The organism is Streptomyces hypolithicus, from assembly GCF_052934925.1.
Genome location: NZ_CM128811.1, coordinates 1641594 through 1654871 on the forward strand (window position 1 = coordinate 1641594; position 13278 = coordinate 1654871).

Genomic DNA, 13278 nt, shown 5'->3' on the forward strand with positions numbered 1-13278 from the left:
CAGCCCGGGTCTTGCTTGCTGCTGGACATGCGTGGGACGAACGGCCCCTGCGCTCCGTGTGCTGACGGCGTCGCCCGGCGAGGCCAGGTGAACGCGGCAAGCCGCCGCTTCCATGGCATTGGCACGCGCGAAATCTGATGCCTCTCCCTGGAGTTCCATTGCCCCGCCTACCGGGGGCATCGCGGGTAGGATAAGCAGCATGAGTGACCCTACTAGCAAGTACTCGATCACCATGCCGCGAGACATCGCGGAAGCCGCCCGGGCCCGCAGCGGCCCCTCGGGCCTGTCCGCCTACGTGACCGCCGCCGTCGCCCGCCAGATCGAACGCGACAATCTCAACGAACTCGTTCAGGTTGCCGAGGCCGAGCACGGGCCCGTCACCGACGAGGAAATCCAGTCTCTGCGCGACCAGCTTCACCAGGCCCGCCAGGAGCAGACGCACAGCGGGGCTGACGCCGCGTGAGCCGTTCGCCCGCAACCCCCGGCGGCACCCTCGTCCTCGACAGCGAAGGGCTGGCAAAGGCAGTCCTGCGCGACCGCACAGTCACCGGCTGGCTCGCGCTCGCGCGTGCCGACGACCTACGGGTCATCACATCCGCGGCCACGCTGGTGGAAGTGGTCCATCCCGGCATCAACCGCCCCGCCCTGGAATGGACTCTGTCCCGCCTGGTCGTCGAACCGGTCACCGAGCCGATCTCCCGCCATGCCGCCGCCCTCCTCGCCGATGCCGGCCTGCACGGCCACAAGTACGCCATCGACGCCATGCTCAGCGCCACAGCTCTCGCCGCCCCCGGACCGGTTACGGTGCTCACCTCCGATCCCGCTGACCTCACCGGCCTGTGCGGGAGACGCGTCACCGTCATCAAGGTCTGACCGCCGCCGGCCGAAGGGCGTCCGGGCGCCGGTCTCGTGGGCGGAGATCAGGCCGTGCGGCGCTCGTCGGGGAGGGGTAGGGGCTCGTGATGATGCCAGAGTAGGTGGCGGTCGCCTCGGCGGAGTTCCGCGTCTCCCCACTCCAGGCGCATGACGCCCCTGTCCATCGAGCAGGCGTACGCCAGGAGCACCAGGCCGGTGTCCGGGGCGAGTTGGTTCAAGTCAGCGTGCATCTCGGCCTCCTGGAGCTCCACCAGGCCCAGGTCCAGTTCGCCCTGCGTGGGCTCCGGACCGTGTCGCCGTATCAGGTCGGCACGCAGCCCCACGGCGCGGCGCAGTCGGGCGACAGTCACGGGTACGTCGGCCTTGGCGTAACGAATCGGATAGAGGACGTGGCCTGCCACCACCATCACGGTTCGTGCCTGGAGACGTACCGCGGTGGCGCCGGGAAGGTCGGCCAGGCCTGTCGCCAGCTCTTCGTACTGGACCGCGTGGAGCCCGTGACCGTACGCCTCCAGCGTTTGGGTGTGCACTCCCTGATGGCCCTCACGTGCGCGAGCGTGGGCGCGGACCATGCACTGCGGTATCACTCTTGCCAGTGTGGCCGCCAAGTCTCCGAAGGTGCTTCGCGACCACTGCGAGGCCGAGTTCGGGATGTGGTGCATCGACGTCATCGTTGTTCCCCCTGGTACGTGCGCCGGAGCGCGGTCGGAGGCGGCTGCCAGAGACTGAGAGTGACTGGCAGCCAGGCTGCCGCCCAGGGTGCACGCACGGTGCAGCGGCGCACATGGCGGCGCGCGATCGGCGCGGCGATCCGTACGGCGGGGCGAAAGCGGGCCGGCCTGGCACTCGGTGGAGTGCCGGGCCGGTCGCGGGGAGGGGGACGGAGGAGCGGGGGTCAGGTGGTGGCTGTGGCCGGGTCGCTTACGCCGGGGGTGCCGGTTTCCACGTGGCCGGCGAAGCGGCGAAGGAAGGTGGAGCCGGATGTCACCGAAACGTCGTACCAGCGCTTCGTGGTGAGCAGGTTCACCGTGTGGGTGACGGCGGCGCCGGGGCGGACCGTGAAGGTTTGCGGGGCGCCGCCGTAGGTGTTGGTGACCATGAGGTGGGCGTCTCTGGTGCCGCGGTTGGTCAGCTTCAGGTCGAGGTTGCCCGTGGTCGCGTTGTGGCGGGCCGTCGCCTCGGGGCCGGCCGTTTTGCCGGGGCTCCTGAAGGTGCGCAGGAAGCCGTTCGGGCCGTGGACCGTGAGGTGGTGGGCGCCCTGGGAGTACGAGGAGTTCCAGGTGTCGGTGAGCGACTTGCCCGCCTCCACGGTGTACGTCCAGGGGGCGTCCGTACGGTTCGCCGAGGTGACGTAGAACTGCGCCCCGGCGCCTGTCCCCGGGCTGAAGGTGAGTGCGATGCGGCCGTCGGAGGTGTTGGCGGCGCCGTCGACGTACGGGGCGTACGGCAGCGGGCGGGCCGGGCGGGAGCCGGGCTCCTGCTTGGGGAGGCTGCCGGTGGCGGGCGGGGTGGGGCGGTAGTCGGGGTGGCGCTCGCGGTCCGGGGGCTCGTACGCCGCCGTGTCGGGCAGGTCGACCGGGCGGGTGTCGGCCGCGTTGAAGTCGAACGCCGAGGTCAGGTCGCCGCAGATCGCTCGGCGCCACGACGAGATGTTCGGCTCGCGTACCCCGAAGCGCTGCTCCATGAAGCGGAGGATCGAGGTGTGGTCGAAGGTCTCGGAGCAGACGTAACCGCCGGTGCTCCAGGGGGAGACGACGAGCATCGGAACGCGCGGGCCGAGGCCGTAGTTGCCTGCGGCGTACGCGGATCCGCCGGCGTACAGCTCGGTGGAGACGTCCACCGTCGACTTGCCCTGTGCGGCGGAAGCCGGCGGGTACGGGGGGACGACGTGGTCGAAGAAGCCGTCGTTCTCGTCGTACGTGATGAACAGGGCCGTACGGGACCACACCTCGGGGTTGGAGGTGAGCGCGTCCAGCATCTGCGCGATGTACCAGGCGCCGTAGTTGGAGGGGAAGTTGGAGTGCTCTGTGAAGGCCTCCGGAGCGGCGACCCACGAGATCTGCGGCAGCCTGCCCGCCTTGACGTCGGCCCTCAGCTCGTCGAAGTAGCCGTCGCCGGCCGCCACGTCCGTGCCGGTGCGTGCCTTGTCGTAGAGGGGGTCGCCGGGCTTGGCGTTGCGGTACTGGTTGAAGTAGAGGAGGGAGTTGTCGCCGTAGTTGCCCCGGTAGGCGTCGCCTATCCAGCCCCAGTGACCGGCCGCGTCCAGCCCGTCGCCGGTGTCCTGGTAGATCTTCCAGGAGATCCCGGCCTTTTCGAGCCTTTCGGGGTACGTCGTCCAGCCGTAGCCCTGCTCCTCGTTGCCGAGGACCGGGCCGCCGCCCGTGCCGTCGTTGCCGGTGTACCCGCTCCACATGTAGTAGCGGTTGGGGTCGGTGGCGCCGATGAACGAGCAGTGGTACGCGTCGCAGACGGTGAACTTGTCGGCGAGCGCGTAGTGGAACGGGATGTCCTCGCGCGTCAGGTACGCCATCGTCGTTGGCGTCTTGGCCGGCACCCACTGGTCGTACTTGCCGTTGTTGTACGCCTTGTGGCCGCCCGCCCAGTCGTGGTTGAGACCTTGGAGGAACTGCATGCCCAGGTCGTCGGCCGTGGGGTGGAACGGCAGCGTTTCCTTCTTGTTCCCGTCCGCCTGGTGCCAGACCGGCTTGCCGCTGGGCAGCGTCACCGGGCGCGGGTCACCGAAGCCGCGTACGCCCTTCATCGCGCCGAAGTAGTGGTCGAAGGAACGGTTCTCCTGCATCAGTACGACGATGTGGTCGACGTCCTGGATCGTCCCGGAGCGGCGGCTTGCGGGGATGGCGGCGGCCCGATCGATGCTGCTCGACAGGGCGGCGAAGCCCGCGGTCGCGCCCGCGATCTGAAAGAAGCGCCTGCGGTTGATTTCACGCATGAGTGTGCGGCCTCTTGGGGTGTGGGGGAACGGAGGAGCGAACTGAATGTTCCAAGAGGACCGAGCGGAAGGGAAGGGGCGGTGACGCGGGCGTGAAAGCTGGCGGTCCACGTCGCCAACTCGCCAGGCGGACCCGTCAGGCGGGCTCGTCGGACGGACTCGTCGGACGGACTCGTCAGGCGGACTCGTCAGGCGGACTTGTCAGGCGGAGGTGCGCTTCTTCTGTGCGGTGGTCTTGGCCGGGGCCTTTTTGGCTGCCGCCTTCTTGCTTGGCGCCGTCTTTCTGGCTGTCGACTTCTTGCCACGCGCGGTCGACTGCTTGTCGGTCGCCTGCTTGCCCGTGGTCTTCTTCGCAGCGCCGGTCTTCTTGGCCGTGCCCTTGCTTCCGGCCGTCTTCTTCACCGGTTCACCTCCCCCGATGTGCGTGACGTCCGCGACCTCGCCGTCCGCGCCGCCCTCGCCCCGCGACTCCTTCGCCGCCCTGACGCTGCTTTCCAGCGCGGCCATCAGGTCGATGACCTGACCGCCACCTCCCTTGGCCGGCGCCGCCGACTCCGTGGCGCCCCCGGCGCCTGAGGCCTTGGCCGCGAGCATCTCCTCGACCGCCTCGCGGTAGTCGTCGTGCAGGGAGTCGAGGTCGACCTCGCCGAGGGTGTTCATCAGAGCGTCCGCCAGGTCGAGTTCGGCGTCACGGACCTTCACCTCGGTGTCCGGCGCCACCCCTTCGGGCGTACGGATCTCGTCCGGCCAGAGCAGGCCGTGCATCGCGATCACGTCGTCCACCACCCGCAGCATGCCCAGCCGCTCGCGGCCCCGGAGCGCGAACTTGGCCAGGGCGACCTTCTCGCTGCGCTTGAGCGCCTCACGCAGCAGCGTGTACGGCTTGGCGGCGGGGACACCGTTCGCGGACAGGTAGTACGCCGCGTCCATCTGGAGCGGGTCGATCGAGGCCGCGGGTACGAACGCGACGATCTCGATCGTCTTCGCCGTGGGCAGCGGGAGGGAGGCCAGGTCGTCGTCCGTGATGGGCATGATCGCGCCGTCGGCCTCCTCGTACCCCTTGCCGATCTCGGAGGACGGGACCTCCTCGCCGTCGACCTCGCAGACCTTGCGGTAGCGGATCCGGCCGCCGTCGGCGGTGTGGATCTGCCGGAAGGAGATGGAGTGGTTCTCGGTGGCGTTCACCAGTTTGATCGGGATGCTGACCAGCCCGAAGGAGATGGCGCCGTTCCAGATGGATCGCACGTTTCGTCCCCTTGCATTGCTTAGGTAGTGTTTTGCGGTCCTTAAGTGGGATTCTCATCTTATGTCGCCCATTACCGAGGTGGCTGGGCGGCGCCTGACCCTCAGCAATCTGGAGAAGATCGTGTACCCGGCCACCGGAACCACCAAGGGCGAGGTGCTGCACTACTACGCCACGGCCGCCGGCGTACTGCTCCCCCATCTGCGCGAGCGGCCCATCTCCTTCCTGCGCTACCCGGACGGCCCCGACGGGCAGCTCTTCTTCACCAAGAATCCGCCCCTGGGTACGCCCGCATGGGTGGAGACGGCGAAGGTCTCGCGCACCGAGGGGGAGGTGGCCCGCCAGGTGCTCGTACAGGACCTGCCGACGCTGATCTGGGCGGCAAACCTGATGGTGGAGTTCCACACGCCGCAGTGGACGGCCGCCGCGCCCGGCGTCGCCGACCGGCTGGTCCTGGACCTCGACCCGGGGGCGCCCGCGACCGTCGCGGAGTGCTGCGAGGTCGCACTGTGGCTGCGGGAGCGGCTCGCGGCCGACGGAATCGAGGCGTACGCGAAGACGTCCGGTTCCAAGGGGCTGCATCTGCTCGCGCCGCTGGAACCGACGCCGTCGAAGGACGTGTCGGCGTACGCGAAAGGGCTCGCGGTGGAGGCGGCGGCCGAACTCGGGGGGCTGGTGGTGCACCGGATGACCCGGGCGCTGCGGCCGGGAAAGGTCTTTGTCGACTTCAGCCAGAACGCCGCCGCCAAGACGACGGCCGCCCCCTACACCCTGCGGGCCCGGCAGGAGCCGACCGTATCGGCTCCGGTGACCTGGGAGGAGGTGGCGGCCGGACGGGCGATTGCGGGGCGGCTGGTGTTCCTGGCGGGCGACATGGGCGTACGGCTGGAGCGGTACGGCGACCTGCTCGGCCCGCTGCTCGATGCGGGCCGGGCGCGGCCGCTGCCGCAGCCGGGGAGGTGACCGGCGTGGGCGAGGAGCAGCGGACGCCCCCACTGACGCCGCAACTCGTGGTGGAGCCGCCCGTGCGGGTGATGCGGCCTCGGCCGGCCGCCGCGATTCCGGCGGCGAACGGGCTCGCGGGCGGGGTGCAGTACAGCGTCAAGCTGGACGGATACCGGTGCGTGGCGTTCGCTCGCGGGCCCGCTTCCGCCGTGTTGCAGTCGCGGTCCGGGCGGGACATGGCCCGCGACTTCCCGGACATCGCGGCGGCGGTCGCCGCGCTGCCGGCCGGGCTGGTGCTCGACGGGGAGGTGTGTGCGTGGGTGGGGGGCGCCTTCGACTTCGGCAAGCTGATGCGGCCGCACGCGGCGCGGGTGGCGGGTGGGGTGGTGGTGGCGTACGTGGTCTTCGACGTGCTCGCGGTCCCCGGTCGCGACGTACGCGAACTGCCGCTCGACCGACGGTGGGAGCTGCTGGGGGCCGCGCTGCAGGGTGCGGGCCCGCAGGTGCAGAAGGTACTCGCGACGACCGACCACGAGCAGGCGCTGCTCTGGTACGACGCGCTGGTGCCACTGGGGGTGGAGGGGCTGGTGTGCAAGGGGCTGGCCTCGCGGTACCGGCCGCGGGAGAGCAAGTCCTGGCTGAAGGTGCGGCACGCGGACACCCTTGACGCGGTGGTCGTCGGCTACACGGGCAGTGCGCGGCGGCCGCGTGCGCTGGTGCTGGTCCTGCCGGGCGACGACGGCGACGCCAGCGACGGCGACGGCGATCCGGTGCTGTCGAGCCCCCTGTCACCGGCCGTGCGGGTGCAGGCCCGGGACGCGCTGGCGGGGGCGGAGGAAGGCGCGGAGCACGCCGTGGGCGCGGACGCCGGGGAGGGGCGGATCGTCGCGGTCGGGCTCGGCGAGGTGGCGTACCGGCGGGTGGCGGCGGGCCTGCTGGCCGAGGTACGCCGCAACGCCGGCCGGGGCGGTACGTCCACGGTGCAGCGCCTGCGGTACGCGGACGGGTGAGCGATACGCCGTGAGGCCGAGCGGTGAGCGGTGACCCGCTTACCAGGGCTGACGCGACCGGGCCGACCCGGCATCCTGGTCTTGGTGCAGACTCGACAGCAGTGCACGGACCATTCACGGAGGGGACCACAAATGATTATCTTTGGCAGCAAGGGCTACCTCTACCAGCTCGCGATGCTGACGCTGGTGTGCGGGAACTGCGGCAATCCCGCCGCGCACACGCTCAAGAAGCGCGTCAGCAAGTTCACGCTGTTCTTCGTACCGCTGTTCGCGTTCTCGACGAAGTACTCGACGCAGTGCACCTTCTGCGGCGCCGAGCATCCCGTGGGCAAGGAGCAGGCGGACCAGCTCCAGGCGCAGGCTCAGGCGGCACCGGGCAGCCAGGGCGGGCAGTCGGCCCCCGGGTACCACGGCGAGGGGCTCCACCACTGACCCCAGCCGCACCGCAGGCACCAGTAACGCCAGCAGCGCCACCGGCGCCACTAACACCGGCCGCCCGGTCTTGAGGTTGTATGTCTTCATGGCCGGTCCCACCCCCCACGCAGCCTCGCCGCTGCCGGCAGCAGCACGCCTGCTGTCGGCGCTGACCGCACTGACGGCACTGACGGCACTCACCGTGCTGGCGGGCTGCGCCGACCCGGGCGAGCTGGAGAACGCCGGGGCCACCCCGGCCGCCGTCGGTCCCACCCGCCTGTGGCCGGACCGTACGCCCGCGTCGGTGCCCCCGCTGGACTACGGCGAGGGCGAGACCGAGAAGGTCAAGGGCATCAAGGTGGCGGGCGGCGACGTACGCCGGGTGAAGCCGCTCGATGTCGTACGGGCAGAGGTCGCCGCACACCCGGACGGGTACAGCGGGGCCGACGGCAGCCACAAGGACACCGCCGCCAGGCTCCGCGCGTGCGACTCACGGCCGAAGGCGTGTCCCGTACTCCAGGCGTACTACCGGGACCTGACCGGGGACGGCGAGGACGAGCTGATCCTCGGTGTCACGCTGCCGAAGGGGCAGCTCGTGGTCCGCTGCTACCAGGCCAGGGGCGGCGGCCTGACCCGGATCATGGACTCGTCGGACGCCGTGATCGGCGTGTCACTGGCAGGCCGGAACCTGATCATCCGGGCGCCGTCGAACATCGCGGGATACGAGTACCGGACCTCCTGGTCCTGGGACGGCCGTCAGCGCGCCATGCTCCCCACCAGCGACGAGATCCTGCGGGTCGGCCGCGAGGGCGGGCCCACGGCGGCCGCTCCCGGCGGTGGCTCTTGAGGCCGCCCCGGCTGCCGGCCTGGGCCGGGCGGCTGACGTGGAAGGCAGCGGCCTTCATCACCGTGATGTGCTGCGCGCTCGCCGCGCTGCTCGGCACGCTGGTGCATGTCGCGGTGACCCACCAGACGATCGGCGAAGCCCGCGAGAAGGCACTGGCCCGCCTCGACGAGGCGACCCGGGCGTACGAAGCGGGCGACCCGCTCCCGCCGGGCACCTCCATCGACCCGGCCGGGCTGCCCGAGGCGCTGCGTGACCTCGCCCTCTCGGGCCGGCGCGGCACCCTCGTCAGCGACTACGCCGACCGCCCCACCATGTGGGCGGCCGCCCCCGCCGACGGGCGCGCGATGGCCGCCGAGATCGACTACAGCCAGGGCGAACGTACGATCACCGGCCTGGACCGGGCCATCGTCGGGTCGTCCTTCCTCGCCATTTCCGCGACCCTGCTCGTCGGCGTCCTCGCCGTCACCCGGGTGACGCGGCGGCTGCACCAGACCGCCGGGGTGGCCCGCCGCATCAGCGCGGGCGACCTCGACGCCCGCGTCAACGACCCACGGGCCGACCGGCGCAGGCGGCCCCAGGACGAGGTGGCCACGGTCGCCGGGGCGCTGGACACGATGGCGGCGACGCTCCAGGGCAAGCTCGAAAGCGAGCGGCGGTTCACCGCGGATGTGGCGCACGAACTGCGCACGCCGCTGACCGGGCTGCACGCGGCGGCCGAACTGCTGCCGGAGGGGCGGCCGACCCAGCTCGTCCAGGACCGGGTGCGGGCCATGCGGCTGCTGACCGAGGACCTGCTGGAGATCTCCCGGCTGGACGCCGGCAGCGAGCAGATCAGCCCGGACGTGCACCGGCTCGGCCGACTGGCGGAGCGCGTAGTGCGCGTATCGGGGACGGCGACGCAGGTGCGGATCGTGCGGGACGCCTGGGTGGAGACCGACCGGCGGCGGCTGGAGCGGGTGCTGGGCAACCTGATCGGCAACGCGCACCAGCACGGCCTGCCGCCGGTCGTCCTGACCGTGGACGGCCCCGTGGTGTCGGTGCTCGACCACGGCGAGGGCTACCCCGCCTACCTGGTGGCGCACGGTCCCCAGCGCTTCCGGACCGAGCCGCGCGCCGGCGGCAAGGGGCACGGTCTCGGGCTGACCATCGCCGTGGGTCAGGCGGCGGCGATCGGCGCCGAGTTGGCCTTCTCGAACGGGCCGGACGCGGGGGCGGTGGCGACGCTGACGCTGCCGGAGGTGGCGGCGGGCGATCCCGGTGAACTCGACGCACCCTCGAATGGCGGCGCGCACACGGGGTGACGACTTGCGTGTGTTAAGTGATGAAATTAGCGTGAATCGGGCGAGTCGAGAACCGGATTCTGACTGCCCGTCCGACAGGGGCGGCGGCGCCGACCGGAATCCCCTCACCGCCCTTCGCCGCGGCGAAGGCCTCTCCCGCCTCAGGAGGCAGCATGTCCCCGCACCCTCGGTCCCCGTTCAACAGGTTCGGGGTGTACGTCGCCGCCGGCGCCGTCGCCGCCCTCGCCGCCGCCGGCCCCGCGGTCGCCTCTTCGGACCCCGTCCCGCCGACGGCCGGGACGTACGACGCCGAGATGTACGACAACGAGTCGTACGACCACGAGGTGTACGACCACGAGGTGTACGACCACGAGGCCCGCGACGCCGAGGCCCGCGACGCCGCTCCCTACGGCAGCTACGACACCACGAAGGCGAGCCCGTTCAAGGGCAGAGTCATCGCCAGGTCCGGCCTCCTGCTGCGCGACCGGCCCACCCGCAGCAGCAAGGTCATCGGCAAGAAGCCCTACGGAGCGAAGGTCAACATCTTCTGCAAGACCCGCGGCGACAACGTCGACGGCAACAACCGCTGGTACCTCCTGAGCAACGGCACCTGGGCCTGGGGCTCCGCGAAGTACATCGAGAACATCGGCACCTCCCCGCGCTGGTGCTGACGCACTGACAGCCCGCCCCTCAGCGCACTGCTCCTTCACGCACCGCTCACCCCCGGGGACCCCGGCCACGCCGCGGCGGCCTCCCCGGGAGTGAGCAGCAGCCATGCCCGGCACCCACGGCGTAACCCATTACATATACGGACATTCAGCCTGCCCGCTTGCTACGTTGCCGGACATGACCGCAACGACGGTGGACACGCCACCGCCCGACGTACGCCTCCCCAAGCGGCGCGGCGTCGAGCTCTCGCTCCTCGTGTGCGCCGTCCTGATCGCCGTGTACGGCTACATCGACGTCGGTCTCACCAGGAACGGCACGGTCCCGCCGGACGCCGCGGGTTACGGCGCCGGCCTCGGTGTCCTCGCGCTCCTCGCCCACCTCGCCGTCCGCTTCCGCGCCCCGTACGCCGACCCGCTGGTGCTGCCCATCGCGGTACTGCTCAACGGCCTGGGTCTGGTGCTGATCTACCGGCTCGACCTGGAGACCCCCAAGGACCAGGCGGCCCCCACGCAGCTCATCTGGTCCACCCTCGGCGTGGCGCTGTTCATCGGTGTGGTGACGCTGCTGCGCGACCACCGCGTCCTGCAGCGGTACGCGTACCTGTCGGTCGCCGCCGCCCTGGTCCTGATGATCGTGCCGATCTTCTTCCCCGCGGTGAACGGCGCGAAGATCTGGATCCTGATCGGCGGCCTGTCCTTCCAGCCCGGCGAGTTCGCGAAGATCCTGCTGGCTGTCTTCTTCGCCGCCTACCTGGCGGCCAACCGGGGCGCCCTCGCGCACACCGGCCGGCAGATCTGGAAGCTGCAGCTGCCCACCGGGCGTGTGCTGGGCCCGATCGTCGCGATCTGGCTGCTCAGCGTCGGCGTGCTCGTGCTGGAGCGCGATCTCGGCACCTCGCTGCTCTTCTTCGGACTCTTCGTGATCATGCTGTACGTCGCGACGGGCCGCACCGGCTGGATCGTGGTGGGCCTGCTGCTGGCGGGGGTGGGCGCTTTCGCCGTGGGGTCGTTCGAACCGCACGTCCACGGCCGCGTCGAGGACTGGCTGGACCCGTTCGCGTCCATCGACGCCGGGCGTGGCCCCGGCCAGCTCGCCCAGTCGCTGTTCGCCTTCGCGGCCGGCGGCACCCTCGGTACCGGGCTCGGCGCCGGCAAGTCGATCCTCATCGGGTTCGCCGCGAAGTCCGACTTCATCCTGGCGACGGCGGGCGAGGAACTCGGGCTGTCCGGCCTCACCGCGATCTTCCTGCTGTACGCCCTGCTGGTCGCACGCGGCTACCGGGCCGGCCTGTCCCTGCGCGACCCGTTCGGGCGACTGCTGGCGATCGGCCTCGCCTCGATCGTCGCGCTCCAGGTGTTCGTCATCGCGGGTGGCGTGATGGGCCTGATCCCGCTGACCGGCATGGCGATGCCCTTCCTCGCGCAGGGCGGCTCGTCCGTCGTCACCAACTGGGTCATCGTGGCCCTGCTGATCCGGGTCAGCGACTCGGCCCGCAGACCGGGCCCCGAGCACGTCGAACCCGGTGTCATCGCGACCATCGCGGAGGACGCCAAGTGATCCGCTACATCCGCAGGGCGGCCGCCCTGTGTCTGCTGCTGCTCGTCGCACTGCTGGTGAACGCGGCCCGCATCCAGGTCCTCCAGGCCCAGTCGCTCGACAACAATCCGGCCAACCGCCGCGCCACGATCGTCCGTTACACGCAGGCCCGCGGGGACATCCTCGTCGACGGGAGGCCGGTCACCGGGTCCCGGGACAGCGGGCAGCAACTGCGCTACGAAAGAACCTATCTGCAGGGCCCGTTGTACGCGCCGGTCACCGGCTACGCCTCCCAGACGTATGGCACGGCGTTCCTTGAGAACACCGAGGACGCCGTGCTCTCCGGAACGGACCCCATGCTCGCCCCGCTCCCCCTGTGGAACGAGATCACCCGCTCGCAGCAGCCTGGCGGGGACGTCGTGACGACCATCGAGGGGGCGGTCCAGCGGGCGGCGTACGGGCGGCTCGACGGCCGGCGGGGTGCGGTCGCCGCGATCGAACCGTCGACGGGCAGGATCCTGGCGCTGGTGAGCAGCCCTTCGTACGATCCCCAGCTCCTGTCGGGCACCGGCGGGAAGGTCGCCGACGCCTGGGCGCGGCTGAACGGCGCCGCGAGCCAGCCGATGCTCAACCGGGCGATCCGGCAGACGTACCCGCCCGGCTCCGCGTTCAAGATCGTGACGGCGGCGGCGGCGCTCGACTCGGGGGTGGTGACGGATCCGGGCGCCCCGACGAGGACACCCGACCCCTACGTTCTGCCGGGCACCAGCACCACGCTGCCCAACGAGGTGAGCGGGTGCCGCAACGCGTCGCTGGAGTTCGCGATCCGGTTCTCGTGCAACACGGTGATGGCGAACCTGGGCGTCAAGGTGGGGATGGAGGGGATGCTGGAGGCGGTGCGGAGGTTCGGGTTCAACGACGACGGGCTGAAGGTCCCCTTCCGGGTCTCCGGGAGCAACTTCGACCTCAGCATGACGCCCGACCAGCTCGCGCTGTCCTCCATCGGGCAGTACGACACGAGGGCGACGCCGCTCCAGATGGCGATGGTGGCCGCGGCGGTCGCCAACGGCGGTGATCTCAAGGCTCCGTATCTGGTCGACAAGTCGACGCAGTCGGACGGTGACGTCGTCGAGCGGAACGGCTCGCGGACCCTCCACCAGGCGATGAACCCGGTCACCGCGACGCAGTTGCAGCGGATGATGGTCGACGCCGTCCGCAAGGGCACGGGCTCGAACGCGGCGATCCCGGGCGCGAGGGTCGGCGGCAAGACGGGCACGGCGCAGAACGGCATCGGCAACGCGGGCAAACCGTACGCCTGGTTCATCTCCTGGGCGCAGAAGAAGGGCGAGAGCCAGCCGGCGGTCGCGGTCGCCGTGGTGGTGGAGGACGCGTCGGCGGACCGCGGCGATATCAGCGGCGGCGGCAGCGCGGCGCCGGTCGCCCGGGCGGTCATGGAGGCGGCGCTGGAGCGCTGATGGCGGTGGCATCGGGGCGCTGGATCGTCTCGC

Annotated in this window: 13 protein-coding genes; 10 read left to right on the forward strand and 3 right to left on the reverse strand. The window is 70.9% G+C overall.

Annotated elements, in window-relative coordinates; all coding sequences use genetic code 11:
• Positions 1 to 199 precede the first annotated feature (199 nt).
• Together ACU6WZ_RS07485 and ACU6WZ_RS07490 are read left to right on the forward strand one after the other, a co-directional pair.
• Positions 200 to 463: a CopG family transcriptional regulator gene (locus ACU6WZ_RS07485; protein WP_447032333.1), complete on the forward strand. Its 264-nt coding sequence runs from the start codon at positions 200 to 202 to the stop codon at positions 461 to 463.
• On the forward strand, positions 460 to 873 hold the full coding sequence (locus tag ACU6WZ_RS07490; RefSeq protein WP_447032334.1) for a type II toxin-antitoxin system VapC family toxin: 414 nt from the start codon (positions 460 to 462) through the stop codon (positions 871 to 873). Before ACU6WZ_RS07485 ends, ACU6WZ_RS07490 begins: the two co-directional genes overlap by 4 nt.
• Positions 874 to 920: 47 nt before the next feature.
• On the opposite strand, the gene ACU6WZ_RS07495 is transcribed toward ACU6WZ_RS07490, so the two are convergent.
• The 3 genes from ACU6WZ_RS07495 to ku all read right to left on the reverse strand — a co-directional run bounded on the left by ACU6WZ_RS07495 (position 921) and on the right by ku (position 5071).
• On the reverse strand, positions 921 to 1406 hold the full coding sequence (locus ACU6WZ_RS07495) for a hypothetical protein (protein WP_447032335.1): 486 nt from the start codon (positions 1404 to 1406) through the stop codon (positions 921 to 923).
• A 365-nt stretch (positions 1407 to 1771) separates the two neighbouring features.
• Positions 1772 to 3826 carry a phosphocholine-specific phospholipase C gene (locus tag ACU6WZ_RS07500; protein WP_447032336.1) on the reverse strand — a complete coding sequence of 685 codons (2055 nt, stop codon included), beginning with the start codon at positions 3824 to 3826 and terminating at the stop codon, positions 1772 to 1774.
• A gap of 201 nt (positions 3827 to 4027) precedes the next feature.
• Positions 4028 to 5071: a non-homologous end joining protein Ku gene (ku, locus tag ACU6WZ_RS07505; protein WP_447032337.1), complete on the reverse strand. Its 1044-nt coding sequence runs from the start codon at positions 5069 to 5071 to the stop codon at positions 4028 to 4030.
• Between the two features lie 61 nt (positions 5072 to 5132).
• Here ku and ligD point away from each other — a divergent pair, with 61 nt between their 5' ends.
• From ligD to ACU6WZ_RS07545, 8 genes are all read left to right on the forward strand, one after another.
• Positions 5133 to 6032, forward strand: a complete 900-nt coding sequence (gene ligD, locus ACU6WZ_RS07510) for a non-homologous end-joining DNA ligase (RefSeq protein ID WP_447032338.1) — start codon at positions 5133 to 5135, stop codon at positions 6030 to 6032.
• 5 nt (positions 6033 to 6037) lie between these two features.
• Complete coding sequence (locus tag ACU6WZ_RS07515; RefSeq protein ID WP_447032339.1) at positions 6038 to 7024, forward strand: ATP-dependent DNA ligase; 987 nt, start codon at positions 6038 to 6040, stop codon at positions 7022 to 7024.
• Positions 7025 to 7156: 132 nt separating this feature from the next.
• Positions 7157 to 7456, forward strand: coding sequence for a zinc ribbon domain-containing protein (locus ACU6WZ_RS07520; RefSeq protein ID WP_447032340.1), 300 nt, complete (start codon positions 7157 to 7159; stop codon positions 7454 to 7456).
• Positions 7457 to 7544: 88 nt separating this feature from the next.
• Positions 7545 to 8285, forward strand: coding sequence for a hypothetical protein (locus ACU6WZ_RS07525; protein WP_447032341.1), 741 nt, complete (start codon positions 7545 to 7547; stop codon positions 8283 to 8285).
• A 65-nt stretch (positions 8286 to 8350) separates the two neighbouring features.
• Positions 8351 to 9586: a histidine kinase dimerization/phospho-acceptor domain-containing protein gene (locus tag ACU6WZ_RS07530; protein WP_447033912.1), complete on the forward strand. Its 1236-nt coding sequence runs from the start codon at positions 8351 to 8353 to the stop codon at positions 9584 to 9586.
• A gap of 152 nt (positions 9587 to 9738) precedes the next feature.
• A complete protein-coding gene (locus tag ACU6WZ_RS07535; RefSeq protein WP_447032342.1) occupies positions 9739 to 10236 on the forward strand; it encodes an SH3 domain-containing protein in 498 nt (165 codons plus the stop codon).
• Between the two features lie 175 nt (positions 10237 to 10411).
• Entirely contained in the window at positions 10412 to 11791 is a 1380-nt protein-coding gene (locus ACU6WZ_RS07540; protein WP_447032343.1) for an FtsW/RodA/SpoVE family cell cycle protein, read from the forward strand.
• Entirely contained in the window at positions 11788 to 13245 is a 1458-nt protein-coding gene (locus tag ACU6WZ_RS07545) for a penicillin-binding transpeptidase domain-containing protein (RefSeq protein WP_447032344.1), read from the forward strand. The genes ACU6WZ_RS07540 and ACU6WZ_RS07545 overlap by 4 nt, the downstream gene beginning before the upstream one ends.
• Positions 13246 to 13278: the final 33 nt, after the last annotated feature.